This window comes from Rothia sp. ZJ932 (assembly GCF_016924835.1).
Classification (GTDB): domain Bacteria; phylum Actinomycetota; class Actinomycetes; order Actinomycetales; family Micrococcaceae; genus Rothia.
Genome location: NZ_CP070480.1, coordinates 2,222,568 through 2,240,410, shown reverse-complemented (window position 1 = coordinate 2,240,410; position 17,843 = coordinate 2,222,568). Strand labels below are relative to the sequence as shown.

At 52.1% G+C, this 17,843-nt stretch carries 19 protein-coding genes and 1 riboswitch; of the genes, 15 read left to right on the top strand and 4 right to left on the bottom strand.

What is annotated here, in order from left to right; all coding sequences use genetic code 11:
• Positions 1-20: 20 nt before the first annotated feature.
• From JR346_RS10450 to JR346_RS10160, 10 genes are all read left to right on the top strand, one after another.
• Entirely contained in the window at positions 21-194 is a 174-nt protein-coding gene (locus tag JR346_RS10450) for a TM2 domain-containing protein (protein ID WP_240333959.1), read from the top strand.
• Between the two features lie 22 nt (positions 195-216).
• Positions 217-399 carry a hypothetical protein gene (locus JR346_RS10445; protein WP_240333958.1) on the top strand — a complete coding sequence of 61 codons (183 nt, stop codon included), beginning with the start codon at positions 217-219 and terminating at the stop codon, positions 397-399.
• A gap of 291 nt (positions 400-690) precedes the next feature.
• Positions 691-996, top strand: a complete 306-nt coding sequence (gene rpsF, locus JR346_RS10195) for a 30S ribosomal protein S6 (RefSeq protein ID WP_204877792.1) — start codon at positions 691-693, stop codon at positions 994-996.
• A gap of 105 nt (positions 997-1,101) precedes the next feature.
• A complete protein-coding gene (locus JR346_RS10190) occupies positions 1,102-1,791 on the top strand; it encodes a single-stranded DNA-binding protein (protein ID WP_205482443.1) in 690 nt (229 codons plus the stop codon).
• A gap of 107 nt (positions 1,792-1,898) precedes the next feature.
• Positions 1,899-2,135, top strand: coding sequence for a 30S ribosomal protein S18 (gene rpsR, locus JR346_RS10185; RefSeq protein ID WP_004005948.1), 237 nt, complete (start codon positions 1,899-1,901; stop codon positions 2,133-2,135).
• A gap of 22 nt (positions 2,136-2,157) precedes the next feature.
• Positions 2,158-2,607: a 50S ribosomal protein L9 gene (gene rplI / locus JR346_RS10180; RefSeq protein WP_205482442.1), complete on the top strand. Its 450-nt coding sequence runs from the start codon at positions 2,158-2,160 to the stop codon at positions 2,605-2,607.
• 138 nt (positions 2,608-2,745) lie between these two features.
• The gene (locus JR346_RS10175) at positions 2,746-3,054 is read left to right on the top strand and encodes a hypothetical protein (protein ID WP_204877795.1); all 309 of its coding nucleotides are present in this window, start codon (positions 2,746-2,748) and stop codon (positions 3,052-3,054) included.
• A 622-nt stretch (positions 3,055-3,676) separates the two neighbouring features.
• A riboswitch (guanidine-III (ykkC-III) riboswitch) is annotated at positions 3,677-3,750 on the top strand.
• An 8-nt stretch (positions 3,751-3,758) separates the two neighbouring features.
• Positions 3,759-4,073, top strand: a complete 315-nt coding sequence (locus tag JR346_RS10170) for a multidrug efflux SMR transporter (protein WP_205482441.1) — start codon at positions 3,759-3,761, stop codon at positions 4,071-4,073.
• A 32-nt stretch (positions 4,074-4,105) separates the two neighbouring features.
• A complete protein-coding gene (locus JR346_RS10165; RefSeq protein WP_204877797.1) occupies positions 4,106-4,885 on the top strand; it encodes a trimeric intracellular cation channel family protein in 780 nt (259 codons plus the stop codon).
• A gap of 312 nt (positions 4,886-5,197) precedes the next feature.
• Positions 5,198-6,328: a glycerate kinase gene (locus JR346_RS10160; RefSeq protein ID WP_205482440.1), complete on the top strand. Its 1,131-nt coding sequence runs from the start codon at positions 5,198-5,200 to the stop codon at positions 6,326-6,328.
• Here the strand turns inward: JR346_RS10160 and JR346_RS10155 are convergent.
• A complete protein-coding gene (locus JR346_RS10155) occupies positions 6,325-7,323 on the bottom strand; it encodes a siderophore-interacting protein (RefSeq protein WP_205482439.1) in 999 nt (332 codons plus the stop codon). The genes JR346_RS10160 and JR346_RS10155 overlap by 4 nt on opposite strands.
• 550 nt (positions 7,324-7,873) lie before the next feature.
• Here JR346_RS10155 and JR346_RS10150 point away from each other — a divergent pair.
• Together JR346_RS10150 and JR346_RS10145 are read left to right on the top strand one after the other, a co-directional pair.
• On the top strand, positions 7,874-8,560 hold the full coding sequence (locus tag JR346_RS10150; RefSeq protein ID WP_205482438.1) for a hypothetical protein: 687 nt from the start codon (positions 7,874-7,876) through the stop codon (positions 8,558-8,560).
• 202 nt (positions 8,561-8,762) lie between these two features.
• Positions 8,763-10,127 carry a heparan-alpha-glucosaminide N-acetyltransferase domain-containing protein gene (locus JR346_RS10145; RefSeq protein ID WP_205482437.1) on the top strand — a complete coding sequence of 455 codons (1,365 nt, stop codon included), beginning with the start codon at positions 8,763-8,765 and terminating at the stop codon, positions 10,125-10,127.
• A gap of 764 nt (positions 10,128-10,891) precedes the next feature.
• On the opposite strand, the gene JR346_RS10140 is transcribed toward JR346_RS10145, so the two are convergent.
• Positions 10,892-11,215, bottom strand: coding sequence for a hypothetical protein (locus JR346_RS10140; protein WP_204877803.1), 324 nt, complete (start codon positions 11,213-11,215; stop codon positions 10,892-10,894).
• Positions 11,216-11,225: 10 nt separating this feature from the next.
• Complete coding sequence (locus tag JR346_RS10135; protein ID WP_204877804.1) at positions 11,226-11,555, bottom strand: hypothetical protein; 330 nt, start codon at positions 11,553-11,555, stop codon at positions 11,226-11,228.
• Positions 11,556-11,627: 72 nt separating this feature from the next.
• On the opposite strand from JR346_RS10135, the gene JR346_RS10130 reads away from it, so the two are divergent.
• Positions 11,628-14,321, top strand: coding sequence for a replicative DNA helicase (locus JR346_RS10130; RefSeq protein WP_204877805.1), 2,694 nt, complete (start codon positions 11,628-11,630; stop codon positions 14,319-14,321).
• A gap of 121 nt (positions 14,322-14,442) precedes the next feature.
• On the top strand, positions 14,443-15,240 hold the full coding sequence (locus JR346_RS10125; RefSeq protein WP_205482436.1) for a MerR family transcriptional regulator: 798 nt from the start codon (positions 14,443-14,445) through the stop codon (positions 15,238-15,240).
• Between the two features lie 311 nt (positions 15,241-15,551).
• Here the strand turns inward: JR346_RS10125 and JR346_RS10120 are convergent, their stop codons facing one another.
• Positions 15,552-16,604 (bottom strand): TetR/AcrR family transcriptional regulator, encoded by a 1,053-nt coding sequence (locus JR346_RS10120; protein ID WP_205482435.1) that lies wholly within the window; start codon positions 16,602-16,604, stop codon positions 15,552-15,554.
• A gap of 380 nt (positions 16,605-16,984) precedes the next feature.
• On the opposite strand from JR346_RS10120, the gene JR346_RS10115 reads away from it, so the two are divergent.
• Entirely contained in the window at positions 16,985-17,812 is an 828-nt protein-coding gene (locus JR346_RS10115; RefSeq protein ID WP_205482434.1) for a uroporphyrinogen-III synthase, read from the top strand.
• The last annotated feature ends 31 nt before the right edge of the window (positions 17,813-17,843 follow it).

Here is a 17,843-nt window from a genome sequence, read left to right as displayed (position 1 = left end):
GCACCTACAGATGGAGGGCTATGAGTCAGCAACCCGATCACTATATTCCTACCCCTATTACTGACCAAGAACGAGCAAGCTGGGGTCAGTCAAACGTTCTGTGGGGTGCCACCCCGCAGGTTGTGGTGAGGTCGAAATCCTTGATTGTTGCCTACGTGCTCTGGTTCTTCTTGGGGGGGGCTAGGTATTCATAAGTTCTACCTGAATGCGCCTTTTATGGGAATCATCTACTTGGCTCTCTTTGGTATCGGCTCACTCACTGTCGCTCTTTTTATCGGGTACATTCCCCTCTTCTTCTGGGGTTTTTTGATGTTTATTGACATCTTTACCATTCCCCTGCGTGTGCGAATCCTCAATGCTATTGCCACCGTCCGCGCCAATCAGGGCTACCGCTACTAAAACTGCTTAGTTCTTAGCTACTAGGACGCGCTGCTTTCTTGATATCTATCGGGTAAGCGGCGCGTTCTTGGCGTAGGTGCGCGCGTCGGTAAATAGCAGGGGCGTAATTAGTGTGAGTTGCACCGAAGTTGCTAGAAAACCTTGTTCAGCCCTGCCCAAAGCCGCCGCACTACTGTAAAGTTGAATGAGTCTGTGTAGCCAACCGGCCAATCCCCGCGAGGCACACAGAACTAGAAGATACTCCTGCTATGGAAATCCCATAGCCGTTTAGCCCAAAGGAGGGGTTTAATCATGCGTGCATACGAACTGATGGTTATCCTCAATCCCGAGGTAGAGGACAAGGCTGTAGAGCCCACCCTCTCGAAATTCCTCGAAGTTGTCACCAAAGACAACGGCACCGTAGACAACATGGACATCTGGGGTCGTCGCCGTCTGGCATACGAAATCCAAAAGAAGTCCGAAGGTATCTACGCAGTCGTTAACTTCACTGCAACCCCTGAGACTGCTGCTGAGCTTGACCGCGTTCTGAACCTGAACGAATCTGTCATGCGCACCAAGATCATCCGCCCGGAAGATCAGCAGATCTCTGCAAAGTAAATTCTTGAAAATTCTCCCGCTGGCACGGTTACTAGACCCTAAAATGTCAGTCGGTGAGTCTACCCTTTCAAGTAATACTTCTTTCGACATTAACAGGAGCTGATTATGGCCGGCGATACCGTTATTACCGTCATTGGTAATCTCACTGGCGATCCCGAGCTTCGTTTCACCCCCAACGGTGCAGCGGTAGCTAACTTCACGATCGCATCAACCCCGCGCGTCTTTGACCGTCAGTCTGGTGAGTGGAAAGAGGGCGAAACCCTCTTCCTGCGCGCGTCCGCCTGGCGTGATGCTGCGGAGAACATCGCCGAAACCCTGAAGAAGGGTATGCGCGTTATCGCGCAGGGCCGTTTGAAGTCCCGTTCATACGAAACTAAAGAAGGCGAACGCCGCACCTCAATGGAGCTAGAGATCGAAGAAATTGGTCCCTCACTCCGTTTCGCAACCGCTTCGGTCAACCGCAATCAGCGCAACGGTGGTAACAACTACGGTGGCGCTGCAAACGGTGGCTTCAATGGCGGTGGTCAGGGTGGTTACAACGCAGGCGGGCAAAATGGCGGCTTCGGCGGTCAGCAGGGCGGTTACAATAACGCCCCAGTAGCCCCGGCAGCTAACCAGTTCAACGCTGGTAGCGGTAATGGCTACAACAACGGTGGCAACACCGGCGGTGGCTTTAACGCGGTATCTGCTACTCCTGCAACATCACCTGCTACTCCCGCAGCTGATCCGTGGGGCGCTCAGTCCGGCGGTAACTATGACTGGGGTGGCGGCGCTGACGATGAGCCTCCCTTCTAAAGGGAGCCTCACGCTTCACCGCGTTCACCTTCTTTAACTAAGACCAAAATATCCACCATCCCGCGGTTTGAAACCCGCGGGCTCCCAGACTAATAAGGAGCACCACGATGGCTAAGGCTGAAATCCGTAAGCCCAAACCCAAGCAGAACCCGCTCAAGGCTGCTGACGTTACTGTAATTGACTACAAGGACGTTGCACTGCTGCGTAAGTTCATCTCCGACCGCGGTAAGATCCGTGCTCGTCGCGTTACTGGCGTAACCGTTCAGGAACAGCGCAAGATTGCTCAGGCAATCAAGAATGCACGCGAAGTTGCACTGCTGCCCTACTCAGGCGCTGGCCGCTAAAGAATAAGGAGAGTAGAAGAACATGGCTAAGATCATTCTTACTCAGGAAGTTACCGGTCTCGGTGCTGCAGGCGACGTTGTAACCGTTAAAGACGGTTACTCACGTAACTACTTGCTGCCCCGCGGTTTCGCTGTTACCTGGACCAAAGGCGGCGAGAAGCAGGTTGAGTCAATCAAGGCAGCTCGTGCGGCTCGCGCGAAGGCTAATCTTGAGGACGCTAAGGCACAGGCAGCTAAACTTGCTGCTTCACCCATCACCGTAGCTCACAAGGCTGGTGCTGATGGTCGCCTCTTCGGTACCGTTAAGGCTGAGCACGTAGCTGAAGCTATTGAAGCTGCTGGTGCAGGTTCAATTGACAAGCGCTCAATCAACCTCGGTTCAGCAATCAAGTCAACCGGCACTTACAACGTTTCAGTACGTCTGCACGAAGACGTAACTGCTAACGTTGAGCTCGACGTTGTCGCTGAATAATTAACTCTTTTAGGGGTTAGCCCCTAGCGTTAGTTCAAAGGACGCGCTCACCTGCTCTTTAGCGAGAGCGGGTTGGCGCGTCCCTTTGTATGCCTTGATTTTTGTGTTGCCAGCGCTGTTTCTGCCATGCTTGTAGGCATGGCGAAAAAACGTTTGAGTCCGGCGGGGCAGATGCTAGTAGCAGCCGGTATTGCTGAGGGTATTTCGGTGTTGATGCTGCTGGTAGCATTCTTCTTTACAGCGGGTTCTACCTCAGTGGTGGTTACTGTTTTTCTGGTGGCTCTGGTGCTGGGGTCGATTGCTGCTGGTCTTGCTGCTTTACTCGCTCTTGTGGGTTTGGTGAAGTTCAGAGAATACACTCTCTGGCTGAGTTTTCTTCTCGTGGCTGCCTTTGTGTTCAATCCGCTCACTATTTTCATGGGTTTGGTGGTTTTCTCAGGTGTTTAGGTAGAAGTCGTTAAACACTCAGGTTTCTTGCAGGTTTTTTCAAACTACCCCCAAGAATAGGCATGCATAATAGTAGTAAGACTTCGGTGAGAACGTGAAGCAAAATGTGTGTGTGCTGAATAAACAAGGTAATGCTGAGCCTTGAATATACTCAATACGAAGGCGAGATCTGTATGGGGATCTCGCCTTCGTGTTTAACAAAAAGATTTCCCTCCATATTCGTTAATGTTTGACGAGAACCTGCCCAATGCTTAGAGGAAAGCCAGCAAGAGTGCCACCAGGCTGGCGCCCCAGATTTCTGCCAGAGACACCGCGCCAAGAACACAAGTACCCGCAGTCAGTGCAAGAATTCCCTGCGTTGCATGTACTAGGGCAGGTAAATCATTTCTCTCTTGCAAAAGCGCTCACCGCCAGCAACAAAAAGCCACGGCAATGAGGGAGCTAAGAATCAAACCCGCAGTCGGATCAACAAGACCAATCACAGCAAGCCTCTTGCTGGATGAAAGAAGAATAATCTCTTCTGAGGGTACTAAAACTTTGGGGTTTCTCAGAACCTCACATCGTCGGGTGTACAGCATTTTTTCGTCGAAGATGATGTGAGTTGAAACTTTGCTAATATCATTCGAGGTCTTCAGCCGTTCAGGCAAGACCCCGGACGAGGGAGGCCGTACCCGGTCAGCGACAAGACGGCTCAGAAAGCAAAGATGTACTGGTTGATTCTGATTCTTTCGGGCGTTCTCGAAGCGGTATGGGCGACAGCTCTGGGTAAGTCTGAGGGGTTCACGCGGTTGGTGCCCTCCCTGATTTTCGTGGTTGGGCTGTGCGCCTCGATGGCGGGGCTTGCCTATTCACTCAAGGGGCTCCCCGTGGGTACCGCCTACGCAGTATGGGTCGGTATCGGTGCTATAGTGACGGTCAGCTGGGAGATGCTCACTGGGGCGGAGAGTGCGTCCGCTCTCAAAATTCTTTTTCTCGCCATGATTATTGGTGGCGTTATCGGTCTCAAGGCAGTGTACTAGGATACGGGAAGAAAGACGAGGGAGGGGTATTTATGGCAACTTTTGACCCAGACCTTTGGTATCGCGTTGTTGATGTTGCCGCAGTTGCAGCCAACGGTCTGCTTGGCGGTGCTGTAGCACGAGCCTTCCGGTTTGATGTGGTTGGCTTTTTGATGCTTGCCGTTGCATCCGGCATGGGCGGCGGGCTAATTCGCGATGTCCTGCTTAACACCGGTTTACCCGTTGCCCTCACCGATAGCGCTTACTGGGTAGCAGCCCTTGTATCTGCCGGGGTCGCCTACGCAATTGACCTGGGCGGCAAAATCACTGACCGTCTTCTGCTCATTGTCGATTTTGTGGGTATGGGCTGTTGGGCAGCCACTGGCACCCTCAAAAGTCTGAGCGTAGGATTGCACTGGTTCCCGGCAGTCGTCTTAGGGGTTGTTACCGCGGTGGGTGGCGGGATCATACGAGACGTGATGGTCAACAGGATTCCCTCAATTTTTGGCGGCAATTCACTGTACGCAACCATCGCCTTCATTGGCGCAGCCGAAATGGCTATCTTCACCGTAGCACTCAACCAGCCAACCCTTGGCATGGCGGTTGCAATCCTGAGTTGTGGCGTTTTGGGTCTGCTGTCACGCTGGCGCAACTGGCAGCTACCTCAACCCGTGAGTATTACGGTGCCGCGTCCTAGCTTTCGTAGCAAAACCCGCAGAAGAACCAAACGGTTACTGGTGCGAGAAACATGGCGTCCGGGGGATCCTTTGACAGAGAACCTAGAAATTATTACCCCTGAGCGTTTAGATAACTACAGGCGCAACGAACGTTAACCCTAGATTTGTGAGATGCACAGGTAACTCTCAGTCAGATTACTACCAACTTCAAGGTGGGCGGAGCATACTTGAATCATACGGTTCCTCAGGGAGCTAAGAGAGTGATTGTGTGACTTTCTTGGTCAGAAACCTGACGGTTTCTCAAAGTATGTATGTGTGTGTGATTAGCGAATGGCTCAACCAAATGCGGTTGAGCCATTCGCTTTTCTTCTGTGCATCGAGATCCTGATTTATTGCCGAAATCCTGTTTTATATCAGGATTTCGGCAATAAATCAGGATCTCGGTGGATGGTGCGCGATACTAGAAGCATGACCGTTCTCATTGCTGTTGATAAGTTCAAGGGCTCACTCACCGGCGTCGAACTATCGGACGCCCTTGCTATCGGTATGCGCCGAGTCCTGGGGGAGGGCTTTGCTCCCCGCATCAGCCCTATTGCTGATGGTGGTGATGGCACGGTGGATGCTGCACTCGCTGCAGGTTTTGAAGAGAAAATTGCGCGCGTTACCGGCCCGGCAGGTACACCGGTGACTGCCCGGTATGCGCTGAACCCCTCTACACAAACAGCCGTAATTGAGGTGGCTGAAGCCTGCGGTTTGCGTCTCATGGATTCTTTGGACGCATGCGGTGCCACCACCTACGGCGTAGGCGAGCTCATTTTGCACGCAGTAGCACAGGATGCATCTGAGATAGTGATCGGTCTGGGCGGTTCTGCCACGACGGACGCCGGTGCGGGCATGCTCAGCGCCTTGGGGGTGCGGTTTGTGGGGTCTGAGAATCCGACTGCTGTGCACGGTGGTTCTGCTCTGAGCGGCGTCACCCGTGCTGATCTTTCGACCCTGCACCCCAGCCTGCATGAGGTGTCTTTTGTGATGGCGTCCGATGTGACTAACCCTCTGAATGGGAACAACGGTGCTCCTGCTATTTATGGTCCACAAAAAGGCGCATCTGCTCTTGATGTTGCTGAACTCGATAGCCTGTTGGCACATACCGCCCAGCTCGTAGAGCAAGCCCTGAAAGTTGCCAGGGGCACCTTCAGCGAAGCCGCCGGTGCTGGCGCTGCCGGCGGTCTAGGATTTGCCTGCCTCTCAGTTTTGGGGGCAACCATGCGACCTGGCGTTGATGTCGCTTTCGAACTTACCGGCTTTCACCAGGCACTCCACGGAGCTCACCTGGTCATTACCGGTGAGGGAAAATTCGATGAACAAACCCTTCAAGGCAAAGGCCCCGCCGGTGTTGCCGCTGCCTGCCGTCAGGTGGGCGCACGCGTCCTTGCAGTCTGCGGTGCCTGCGAACTTGATGAGAGTCAGTGGAGCGATGCCGGGTTCGATGCTGTCTACTCGGTGCTGGGTACCGGGGTGAGTCTCGAAGAATCTCTGGCCGACCCGCGTCCGCACGTTGAAGAACTGGGAGCGCAGATTGCTAGGGACTATTTGAGTTAGTCTTTATCTTTCCAGTACCCCTTGGCATGAGCGTGATCCTTACCAAGATTCAGCTCGGTGCGCATCCACTGGCGTAGGGGCTGAATGGAGCGGGACTCACCCGCCAGCCACATAAATACCTGACCCTGCGGACGCTCGGCGCAACTCACTGCCTGATACAGCGAGTTCTCGGTTTCATGAATGACCCAGTGAACCTCGAAATTATCGGGTGCAAGAATTTCTTGCTCGGACTCAGCAGAAGGAATCTCAATATAGGCAGCACCCCGAGCAGTGGCGGGCATAGATTCAATCCAGCGAGCCATACCGGGTAGCCCCGTCTCATCACCTGCCAACAGGTAGAAGTCGTAGTTATCGCTGATGTCGTACCCAGAGCGCGGTCCTAAGAGGTGAACGGGGTCGCCCGGCTGAACCTGCTGCGCCCACTGGGTGCCCGGACCCTTCGCATGGATGACCACGCCCAACTCAATGGCACCAGATTCAGGCCAGAATTTACGAATAGTGTATTTACGTGAGGTAGGGGAGGGCTTGCCCCATACCGGTTTGCTGCCCTTAAACTCAGGCTCTGCAAGGGCAGAGCCATCACGCGAAACCAGAACCCGCATGTACTCACCGACCAGATGCTGACTCTCCACCCGCGCCCCACCTGCGGGAATACAGCGGATGCTCATCATCGTGGGCGTGATGCGGAGGGCGCTCGCCACCTTGTATCGAAGGTAGGGCGAGGGGTATTTGCCGCTGCGTAAGGGGGCTGGCGCTCCCGGGCGGTCTTTAGTGCTCACTACCGGCGCCCGGTGAGGTTGAGACCGCGTGGGCTGAGCATCGTTCGCGGTATGGGGTGCCTGAGCTGCCAGGGGCAGTGCGTCCAGCTGCTGATGTACCACACGCAACTGGCGGTGCAGCTTCTTGTTCTGCTTGACAACTTTATTCAACAATTTATGCTGGCTCTTGAGCGCCTTAGCCAGCTTCTTCTGCTGTTTCTTCGTCTTCTTCGACACGGAAGGCTCCCTGATTATCAAGCGTAGGTAATGCAACCATCATATGCCACCTTACCGAGGGCATCTTCTGGACGGAGTTCTTTGAGGCAGGCTTCAACTTGTGGTCTTGCTATGGTGCATCCTGCAATGCTGTGGTAGGCGTAGATTTGGTAGTAGCCTGCTCGGATGATGTTCTGCCGGTAGGTCAGAGGCGTGATTTTTAGGGTTTTGGTCAGGCGAGGTGGCTGGTAAGGGCTGTCAGCAACGTGCTGGTTGCTGAGCTGCGTTTATACGCTGGCGTTTTATCCTCCACCGTGAATCCACGCTGGGTAACTCATGCGTATGATATTTTTCGCATAGTTTTTACTGAGTACCTGAAACTTTTGCTCGTGGAACTGCTGCATCTTCTCTTGTTCAAAAAGCTAGACCATCACCTGTAGCTAGCATGTTAAACATCACTAGTTGGAGAGGTTGGGTCTTCAACTTAGGCAGGTTACTTGCCTGTACTATCTGGTACTAACAAGATTAGGTAACTACCTAATGAAGAGCGAAAGTAAACTGGGGTAGAAAAATGAACAATAGAATTTTACAGAGAAGTGAAGAATCACGACGCGCTCTATTAAAGGGTTCCTTGTGGGCTGCTCCGGTTGTTGTTAGTACTTGCTTGGTGCCAGCATATGCTGCTTCTGTATGCCCGTCTTATGAGAAGAGATTTGATGCTTCTTGGACATTAGAGAACCCTGTTCAGGGTTCTCTTTACTCTCCTAAGGCAAACAAGGTTTATCGAGGGGTGGATAATGTGGATTACTTCATCTCTTCTACTACCGCCAACCCTGGGGGTATAGCCTTAGTGCGTTACTCAACAACTATTAGCTCAGGGGGTGAGGCTTTGGGTGCTTTGAGAGCTGGGCGCACTTACTCAACTCAGTACGGGATCACTTCACTACCCGCCAACGCGCCAAATACCTTGCACCCCACCATGAGAGTGTACCTTATTGACCCTCAAGGTAATGAGGTGGCTGCTTCAAGATCGGCTTACAGTACCAGTTCCTCACCAGCTAGTGGTGTTTTAGGCGTACCGCTTGCCCCAAAAAATAACCGGATTATTACTCAGCGGCTGCAGTCCCCTCCTTTTTCTTTCCAGGCTGTGGAGGGGGAATACAGATGGATTGTGGAATTTGAGGTGCCATCTAGGGTATCAACTAATTTTTTGGCGGCAGGCATTGGTGTTTCTGCCCCTATTTTTATCTGTGCATAGAAACCGCAGGAATCTTCTCCTCTGGCCCTCTTGCAGAGTTTGCTGGAACTCACTAAGTGATTTTAGTGTGAGGTAAGACCTTATAAATAAGGTTCTAGGTCTCTGTATTAAGCATCGATGAAGATGTTCTAGGGCATCTTGCTGAAAACGCAGAAGCATGTCGTCTTCTCAAGTTGAGATATTTAGGTTAGGCTAACCAATTATGACAATAGGACAGATACCATCCTCATCGGTTTTCAGCAGGTTAGCTCGCTTAGGGGCCGCACCACGCCTTGCGGGTCTTGACTTGGCACGCGGGCTTGCAATTATCGGTATGATTGCTGCACATACTTACCCTACAGCTGATGTTTTTTCACTGTTTGATGTACAGAGCTATAACGCCATAGTTCATGGGCACCCATCTTTGCTCTTCGCTTTGCTTGCTGGGGTATCAATCTCTTTGATGACTAAAGCAGCGTGGAAAACAAAGAGCGCTGAGGCGGTAACTACCGCTAGAATCAACCTCATGATTCGCGGGATCATTATCTTCGGCTTTGGTCTTTTACTGGAATCGCTCGGCACCTCTATAATGGTGATTCTTACGCTCTACGGGGCTTTGTATATGGTGATGTTGCCTTTCGTAACAGCTACCTCACGAGCGCTCTTGTGGTGGTCTGCCGGTATCATGGTTATCGGTCCGCCTCTGATTGCTGTGACTCAGACTCTAATGCCCAGTAACGGTTTTGGCTACGCTTTAGTTTTCCAATCAATCTATTCTCCTGCTGCATGGACATCGTTGATGCTATTAGGGATGTATGTGGGACGTCTGGATTTAGGAAGTTTTCAAGTTCTTGCGAAGCTAGCTGGTGCGGGTGTGGGGCTTATGGTGTTGAGCTCTGGGCTTGCTCTTGTCCTTGGCATCATGTTGCCAGGTCTGATGAGTTTTGCTGACTCCAGTTCTTCACCTATAACTGCGGAACAGAAGAAGGAACTATATTCTGCTGAGGACGTTCCACCTGAGACCGTTCCATCTGAAGACTTTGACTTCACGAAGTACGAATGTGAGCGTTTCGATAAAGCGTATATTGGCTGTACTTTAACAGGATCTAAGGAAGATCTCGATAAGAAAAAGGGTGAATCAGAAGAGGAGATAATAAACCAATGGTCCGAAGTAGGCGAACGTCTGGTTGAGCCAGATCTGGTACCTACAATCCTTGCAGTTTGGATCGCCTCTGAACCTCACGCTGGTGGAACTCTTGAGATTATGGGCTCGGGGGGGCTCGCTCTAGTCGTGGTATCGGTATGTCTGATGGTCGCTGCTAGGCTGCGTTGGCTAGCTTTACCAATAGTGGCTTTGGGCACTATGCCACTGACGGTTTATTCTTTGCACGTCTTATCAGTCTTTATTATGGTGGGTCCTGGCGGTGTTGTAAGGGTCCCGTGGTTCTTTTGGACTACTGCTGGAGTGTTTTTACTGTTTTCTGTGTGCTGGTTTGCTTTCTTTGCACATGGTCCATTGGAGAGAGTGGTTCGATATGCAGTGCAGAAAGTAACTGGAAGCTATGCAGGGGTGAGAGCCTCAGAATAATTTATTACTAGCTGCTAGGAAGCTTATTTAAAAGCCCCACACCAATCGAGACAATGGCCCTACTATTGGCACAATGAGAGTTAAATCTTCGACCAAGTAATCTCAGCCAATAGGAAGGGTCATTGCTATATCAGCGTGCAACCGGGCTAGAGATCTTAGTTCATAAGGGGTTCCCTGTGGTTCAAAAACACCAACCCGCGTACCACCGAAAACACCCACTATACGACCTCAGCCGATGCCTGTATACCGCGTGAAAATACGTCAGCTTTCTCTAAGCCGTGAGCTTTGAAGGTAGTTATGTTTAGCTCCTGGAAGTTGGCTCGTTATCGCAAATGGTTGACTGGATAATGTGCAGATTATTTGAAGCGTAAAACCAGTACGTTTGCGTTTGCTTGAAGAATTAGTATTCCATCAATCGCCAGCGAGCCAAGTATCTTTAGTGCTTGTTTGAGTAGGATGAGTCACTCATTCCAGGACTTCAAGGAGTATTTTTCCCTGTATCGTCCATCTGATTCATACAGCGAATCGGTGGGTTGCCTCTGGCGACTGAAAGGTATCATCAGTAACTTTACAAAAATATGTACCTCCCGGATGAGGTTAGATTAGTCGCAGTGCTAGATAAATTCGAAGATTCAGTCCTTGGTGAAAGATGCCCCTCAAGCTGGTAAAGGTGTTGAGGTTTGTTTGGGAGTGATTCACTTTTTGTTCACTGCACCCAGCAGAATGAACGGAGATTGCCCGGTGGTATTTAAAGACGGGTGAGGTTAGAGAATGCTGATGCTAGGTAAGATGAACCAAAGGAGCATAAGCCCCAGTAGTCCCGCGGTGAGGGGCACTGCGAGTGCGCAGATTTTGGCGAGTGTACTGCGGTATCCCTTACCTGCGGCGAGTATCAGCATCATGTAACCCGGCAGGGCAGAGGGCATTAAGATGATCGAGACGAACAGCCACATTTCACTTTCAGGGTCAAAGAGGGGCGCGAGGGTGACTACCCAGATCACGAGCACGGCGATGAGGGTGAAAATGATTCCGAGAAGCCCGAGGGTGCGTCCTGTCGTCGGGGCGGATGTGCTGGTGTAGTTACTCATGGTGTGCCTCCTAGAACGCTACCGGCGAGTTGAGAGAAAGAAGAATGATGCCCGGTATGCACACAGCAACCAGCACCCCTGTGGCTACTAAAGGAGCAACCCACGCGGTGCGGGTCTCTGAGGCAGAACCTTCGCCTCGAAAGATTTTGCTAATCAGTGGTAGCAGTGCAAATGCTAAGAGTATGTAGGATACGTTGCCCAGCACACTGAATATTTCGATGAGAGGGGTAAGGGGCGACCCGTAGTCAAGGGTCGCTGTGGTCAAAACAACTATGAGAACGCTGACTGTTGCTGCCACCGCTGAAATCCAGACGATGAGAGTGTTGGGTGTGGATTTCATCTTTTCTTCCTTGGGTGCGATGAACTACTTATGCTCAGTATAAACCCCCTAGACTCCATGCGATGCTGAAGAATGGGGGATAATAGAAACCGGTTCTTTTCCCTATCCAAGGTGGCTTTCGTGTCTGAAAATCAGTCTGAGTTTGTTCGAACACCCCCGCATAATGACGCGGCTGAGCAGTCGGTGCTGGGCGGCATGATGCTGTCGAAGGACGCGATTGCTGATGTTGTTGAGGTGCTGCGCGGTACTGATTTTTATAAGCCTGCCCATGAGAGTATTTATGAGGCTGTGATTTCGCTGTACGGTCACGGTGAGCCTGCGGACGCGGTGACGGTGGCTGATGAGTTGAAGAAGCGCGGGGAGCTTGAGCGAGTGGGTGGTGTGCCCTATTTGCACTCTTTGATTTCTTCGGTGCCTACTGCTGCAAATGCTGGGTTTTATGCTGAGATTGTGCGCGAGCGCGCCGTGCTGCGCCGTCTGGTGAGTGCTGGTACGAAGATTGTGCAGTTGGGTTATGAGAGCGATGGTGAGGTCGATGCTTTGGTAAATCAGGCGCAGGCTGAGATTTACCAGGTGGCTGATACTCGCGAGAGCGAGGACTATGCGCCGCTGGGTGAGATTATGAATGCCACGGTTGAGGAAATCGAGGCTAACGGTGCCCGCCCCGACGGCATTCACGGCGTCCCCACCGGTTTCATCGAGCTCGACGAGCTGACCGCCGGTTTGCAGGCAGGTCAGATGATTGTTATTGCGGCGAGGCCGGCCATGGGAAAAAGTACGTTCGCTCTGGATATCGCTCGTTCCGCTGCGATTAAGCACAATATGGCAACGGTCTTTTTCTCGTTGGAAATGAGCCGTAATGAGATTGCTATGCGTGTACTTTCGGCTGAGGCGTCTTTGAACTTATCTGATTTGCGTAAGGGTACGCTGGATGATTCCCAGTGGGCGAAGGTGGCAACGGCGATGGGTAAGATGGACGCCGCGCCCCTGTTTATTGATGACTCGCCGAATATGACGCTGATGGAGATTCGCGCGAAGGCACGCCGCCTCAAGCAGCGCAATAACTTGCAGCTGATTGTGCTGGACTACCTGCAGCTGATGAGCTCGGGTAAGAAGGTGGAATCTCGTCAGCAGGAGGTCTCGGAGTTTTCCCGTGCGCTGAAGTTGATGGCGAAGGAACTGGAGGTTCCTCTCATCGCGCTTTCGCAGCTGAACCGTGGTTCGGAGCAGCGCACCGACAAGAAACCCATGGTGTCAGATCTTCGCGAATCGGGCTGCCTCACCGCGGATACTCGTATTCTCAGGGCAGACACCGGCGCGGAAACCACTATGGGCGAGCTTTACGCAGCCGGAGCTCAGGATGTACCTGTGTGGTCTCTAGGTGACGATATGCGTTTCGTGGAACGTCACCTCACCCACGTTTTCTCAACCGGTGTAAAGCCGGTCTACCGCCTCACTACGGCGTCCGGCAAGACCCTGCGCGCAACCGCTAACCATCCCTTCTTTACCTTCCGCGGGTGGAAGGGGCTGGGCGAGCTAGAAGTCGGCGAGCGCATTGGCGTGTCCCGCCATGTAAACGGCCCCTCAGAGCGCGTGAAGTGGAGCGATGAGCAGGTCATCCTGCTGGCTCATATGTTGGGCGATGGTTCGGCTGTAAAACATCAGCCCATACGGTATGCGTCTATTGATGAAAATAATTTGAAGGTAATGACTGACGCTGCCCTCAAGCAGTTCGGTATTACAGCTGTGCGTGATGAGCACGAAGCTGCCCGTTGTGTTTCTTTGCGTCTGCCTGCGCCCCATCGACTTACCCACGGCAAACGTAATCCTTTGGCTTCTTGGCTGGATGAAGTGGGTCTTTTTGGTCTGCGGTCATGGGAAAAATTTATCCCTGAGTCAGTAAATGCCCTGCCTAAACGTCAGATTGCTCTGTTTATTCAGCACCTGTGGGCAACTGATGGTTCTGTAACTGTGAACAAGAATGGTCGAACAGGGCGTATCTACTATTCCTCAACTTCACGTGAGCTAGTGGATCAGCTTTCTATTCTCCTGTTGCGTTTTGGCATCAATTCTCGTGTTCGCAAAACTACATTGAAGGGCGAGTATCGCCCGGGTTACTCTCTAGATATTTCAGGACGCGATGAACAACTGCGTTTTTTGCGTGAGATTTCTGTGTTTGGCAATCGTGCTGAACAGTGCAAACGACTTTTGGATGTTCTCGAAAGCGAAGGGTGTAAGTCCAATACGAATGTCGACACGGCCCCTTCCCAGGTGTGGGATGATGTCAAACGAATTCTTACTGAAAAAGGTATGACTCCTCGTGGGTTCCAAATGGTCTCTCAGTATTGTGGGTCTGCCTACTACAAGAACTCACCTGCGCCCTCGAGACTGTCTCAGGTAGCCACTCTTCTTGATTCTGCTGAGCTTGATATGGTGGCGGTGAATGACCTGTTCTGGGATTCGATTGTTGAGATTGAGTACTGCGGTGAGGAGGAGGTCTTTGACGCTACCGTTCTGGGGCACCATAACTTCATCGCTAATGGTATTACTGTTCATAACAGCATTGAGCAGGACGCGGATATGGTTGTCCTCTTGCACCGCGATGATGTGTATGACAAGGAGTCTCCGCGCGCTGGTGAGGCTGATGTGATTGTGGCGAAGCACCGTAACGGCCCGACTAAGACTATTGCGGTGGCATTCCAGGGCCACTACTCGCGTTTTGCGAATATGACTCATGATTCCTACTCCGGTGGAGACGACTTCTAGTCTCTCCCCGACCGCCGAGAGTGCATTTTAGGATAGGTTTAGGGTGAAAACCTGTCCTAAAATGCCCTCTCGGCGCGCAATCCTTGACCCTGACGCGACGTTAGGTGCCACGATTGGTTGTATGAGAGATTCACGCAGGCTGATTAATGATTACCTCACAGTGGGTGAGGTCGCTCGCTTGGTGGGGGTGAGCGTCCGAGCCCTGCACCATTGGGACGCGGTGGGTCTGCTGACCCCGCACGAACGATCAAGTGCCGGCTACCGGGTGTATTGTGCAGACGATATTGATCGTTTGCATCGCATCCTGGTCTATCGTGAGTTGGGGTTCTCACTTGAGAAAATTCAGTGCGTCCTTGCTGATGGTGAGCGTTCAGCTCTCACTCACTTGCAGGAGCAAAAACGGCTGCTACAAGACAAAATCTCTCATCTCACGACGGTTTTGGAAACCGTCAATCACCTGATGGAGGAGAATATGTCAGAAAAGAACTTGACCGCCACCGAAAAGGCTCAGGCAATTCAGGCGCATTATGCAGATGAGGTCCGCAAGCGCTGGAGCAATACCGATGCTTATAACCAGTCGCAGCGTAATACGGCTCGGTTTACTGATGAGGACTGGCAACGTGCTCGGTCTGAGACTGAGGCGTTAGAGGCTGATGCGGCGAGCGCTAAGCGTGCGGGCGTCCTTGCTGGTTCTGAAGAGGCGAATGCGCTTGCGGAGCGTCACCGTGCGTCCATCAACCGTTACTATAACTGTTCGCATGCTCAGCAGGTGTTATTGGGCTGTATGTATGTTGCGGATGTCCGGTTTGCTGAGCATTATGATGCGCGTGAGCCTGGTCTTGCGCGGTGGTTGCGTGAGGTTATTGATGCGAATGCCAAGGTGTACGGGGTGGATCCTGCCAGTGCTACGTGGGAGTAAATCGCTTAAGAGAGAAGGTGCGATCTTCATGGTTATGCGCAATTGGCGTGGTGCGTGGGTATTGGCTTTCTAAAGGCCGTAAACATTGCCACCCTTAGAATGTGGGAGGTTCTTGGCGGTGAAATGAGGTGCTGGGTTGCGCCGGTACGGCTGGCTTTATTATGTCGTCGTTGGTGGGTTTTTGTGATGGCTTTTTGCGTTCTTTCAGCACGTTTTCTGGTTTTTTATTCGCGGTGACTTTTGTGATTTTTGGTTTCTAGTGCGCGAAAGCCCCTGATGTTTCACGTGAAACATCAGGGGCTTTCTGCTTCTTAGAAGAGGGTGTCAAATAAAGCTTCTTGGTCGTTGCTGGTTTTTTGCTGCTTGTTCTTCGTCGGTGCGGGTTCTTCTTCAAAGAGGGTGGGTTCATGGGCGCCTTCTACCGCCGGACGCGTGTAGAAGTTTGGTTCTTGAGTTTCATCTTCTAGGAGTGCCGGTGTTGAGGGGGTATTCGCTGGAATTTCTTCAGCGATAAGAAGTTCATCCTCTGTTAGCGTGTGTAGACCCTGAGGAGCTTCATCTGGGGTGCCTTCTTTCAAAGACAGTACCTCGTTTTCGATGGTAGGTTTCCGGGTGTCTTTTTCCTCGATGTCTGAGGGCTCCGGATCCTTTTGGAGAGGTGGATGGGAATCGCTGCCTTTATCGGGAGTGAGTGAGAGGTGTTCTGTGCTGGGGGTACGCTGCATAGAGGTGCGCTCACTGGGGGAGCGGTAAGTGCCGTCTATGTATTGCTGAATAACGGGAGAGAGTTCTTCGATGATGCGCTCGTTGCTCAGTACGGTCATGTGAGGCATCTTGAGAAGGTAGCGCCCCACTGCGAGTCCTAAAAGTTGAGAGCTCATTAGGGCGAATGCGATGGGGTCTATCTTACGGGCGGCGTTATCGAGGGGTCCTGTTGTGAAGACGTCCCAGAAGATTTCTTTGAACTGTTCAGCATCATCGGTGGGGGTGGTGACCGAGTGGAGGAGGCCTGTGAGGAAGGGGTTGAAATCATCAGAATTCCACAGGTGAAGATATGTGTAAATGATAGCCTCAGCTTCCGATAGGTCGGAGAGGTCAAGGGTGGTGATGGCATCCTTTGCCCTGTTTGCGTGGCTGTCGACAAGTACGGAAAATAGGGAGTCTTTATTGGTGAAGAAGTGGCGAATCAGGGCGGGGTCTACGTTGGCCTCTGCGGCGATGGCGCGCATGGATGTCCCGGTGAATCCGTGCCGTGCAAAGAGGGTGCTGGCAGCGTTGAGAATGTCGTTACGAGTATCGCTTTCGCCTGCTCTTCTGCCAGCCTTATGGGCATTGCCCTTTGTTGTCTTTGATATTTTCTTCACTGCCATGCATCTAAGCATAGCTTAGTTATTTCCCCACCCCCTAAAAGATATATTCTACGGATGTAGAATATTCCTCAATTCATCATATGATGAATTGTGTTTAACCTAGTGAGATATTGATTCTTAGCAGATTTGCTGAAGCGTTCTAGACGTTCCCCGGCATCCACTCACTGCCTTTTGGTTGGTGGATGTTGGTCGCCCTGAGTAGAGGGATGTAATCCAGATTCCCCGCGTAAGGAATATTTGCTCCCTCTTTCGCCCTGAGTCCATAATTCCTCACCTGTAGATATGGGTCTTTTGGTTACTTCTTGTGTAACAACCTGCTGCGGTGCTTATCCAAAAGATATCCTGTATATATACCCCCTATTTCAAGGAGTGTCATGTCTGCTGAGCCACGAGAGCAACACCTGGCAGGAATCACTGTTGCTGTCACCGCGTCCCGCCGTGCAGTCGAGCAGGGGGAAGCCTTTGAGCGCAAGGGGGCGCGCGTCATTTACGCTCCTACGGTGCGCGTTGTGCCCACTGATGCTGATGAGCAGTTGAAAGCTGATACTCGCACGGTCATTGATAACCCGCCCCACATGGTTTTGGTGACTACTGGTTACGGACTAAAAGGGTGGCTCGAAGCAGCTGAAAGTTTTGGGTTGTGCGAGCAGGCGCGTGCTGCCCTGTCTGATTCCGCGTTCTATGTGCGAGGTTCTAAAGGACGCGGCGCTGTGCGCTCCCTGGGATTTGAGGACTCGGGTATGGCAGTAGGAGGGGAACTTACTCGTGCCCTAGTTGATCTTGCCCTTGAAGTAGGTGTAGATGGCAAGCGCGTCCTTTTACAGCAGCACGGTAAGCCTGATGCTGCCCAAGAACAGCGCCTAGTGGACGCCGGTGCCCAACTTATGACTGTGGTACCACATCGTTGGGAAGAGCCTGAAGATCTCCCAGCGGTTTTCAGGCTAATTGAAGATATTATTGCCGGTCGAGTGGATGCACTGACTTTCACGGCAGCCCCTGCGGTCGAAGCGCTCTTGGGTTATGCTACCGAACGTGAGCAGCTGCCCGAACTCGTAGCGGCTCTACGTGAGAAAACTGTGGTGGCAAGCGTTGGGTCGGTAACCTCGGTGCCCTTGCAAGAGCAGGGGATTGACCCCGTGCAGCCGGAGCGCTCGCGAATGGGTGCCATGATTAAGGCTCTGGTGGAGTGCTTCGAGAAGTAAATGTTTCACGTGAAACAGGTGATGTATTGTA

Excerpts from the sequence above, each read along its gene's own strand:
- JR346_RS10150 (WP_205482438.1), top strand. The coding sequence starts at position 7,874 with ATGAACAATAGAATTTTACAGAGAAGTGAAGAATCACGACGCGCTCTA.
- JR346_RS10115 (WP_205482434.1), top strand. The coding sequence starts at position 16,985 with ATGTCTGCTGAGCCACGAGAGCAACACCTGGCAGGAATCACTGTTGCT.
- rpsR (WP_004005948.1), top strand. The coding sequence starts at position 1,899 with ATGGCTAAGGCTGAAATCCGTAAGCCCAAACCCAAGCAGAACCCGCTC.
- rpsF (WP_204877792.1), top strand. The coding sequence starts at position 691 with ATGCGTGCATACGAACTGATGGTTATCCTCAATCCCGAGGTAGAGGAC.
- JR346_RS10160 (WP_205482440.1), top strand. The coding sequence starts at position 5,198 with ATGACCGTTCTCATTGCTGTTGATAAGTTCAAGGGCTCACTCACCGGC.
- JR346_RS10445 (WP_240333958.1), top strand. The coding sequence starts at position 217 with ATGGGAATCATCTACTTGGCTCTCTTTGGTATCGGCTCACTCACTGTC.
- JR346_RS10175 (WP_204877795.1), top strand. The coding sequence starts at position 2,746 with ATGGCGAAAAAACGTTTGAGTCCGGCGGGGCAGATGCTAGTAGCAGCC.
- JR346_RS10145 (WP_205482437.1), top strand. The coding sequence starts at position 8,763 with ATGACAATAGGACAGATACCATCCTCATCGGTTTTCAGCAGGTTAGCT.
- rplI (WP_205482442.1), top strand. The coding sequence starts at position 2,158 with ATGGCTAAGATCATTCTTACTCAGGAAGTTACCGGTCTCGGTGCTGCA.
- JR346_RS10130 (WP_204877805.1), top strand. The coding sequence starts at position 11,628 with ATGGGGGATAATAGAAACCGGTTCTTTTCCCTATCCAAGGTGGCTTTC.
- JR346_RS10165 (WP_204877797.1), top strand. The coding sequence starts at position 4,106 with ATGGCAACTTTTGACCCAGACCTTTGGTATCGCGTTGTTGATGTTGCC.
- JR346_RS10190 (WP_205482443.1), top strand. The coding sequence starts at position 1,102 with ATGGCCGGCGATACCGTTATTACCGTCATTGGTAATCTCACTGGCGAT.
- JR346_RS10170 (WP_205482441.1), top strand. The coding sequence starts at position 3,759 with ATGTACTGGTTGATTCTGATTCTTTCGGGCGTTCTCGAAGCGGTATGG.
- JR346_RS10450 (WP_240333959.1), top strand. The coding sequence starts at position 21 with ATGAGTCAGCAACCCGATCACTATATTCCTACCCCTATTACTGACCAA.
- JR346_RS10125 (WP_205482436.1), top strand. The coding sequence starts at position 14,443 with ATGAGAGATTCACGCAGGCTGATTAATGATTACCTCACAGTGGGTGAG.
- JR346_RS10140 (WP_204877803.1), bottom strand. The coding sequence starts at position 11,215 with ATGAGTAACTACACCAGCACATCCGCCCCGACGACAGGACGCACCCTC.
- JR346_RS10135 (WP_204877804.1), bottom strand. The coding sequence starts at position 11,555 with ATGAAATCCACACCCAACACTCTCATCGTCTGGATTTCAGCGGTGGCA.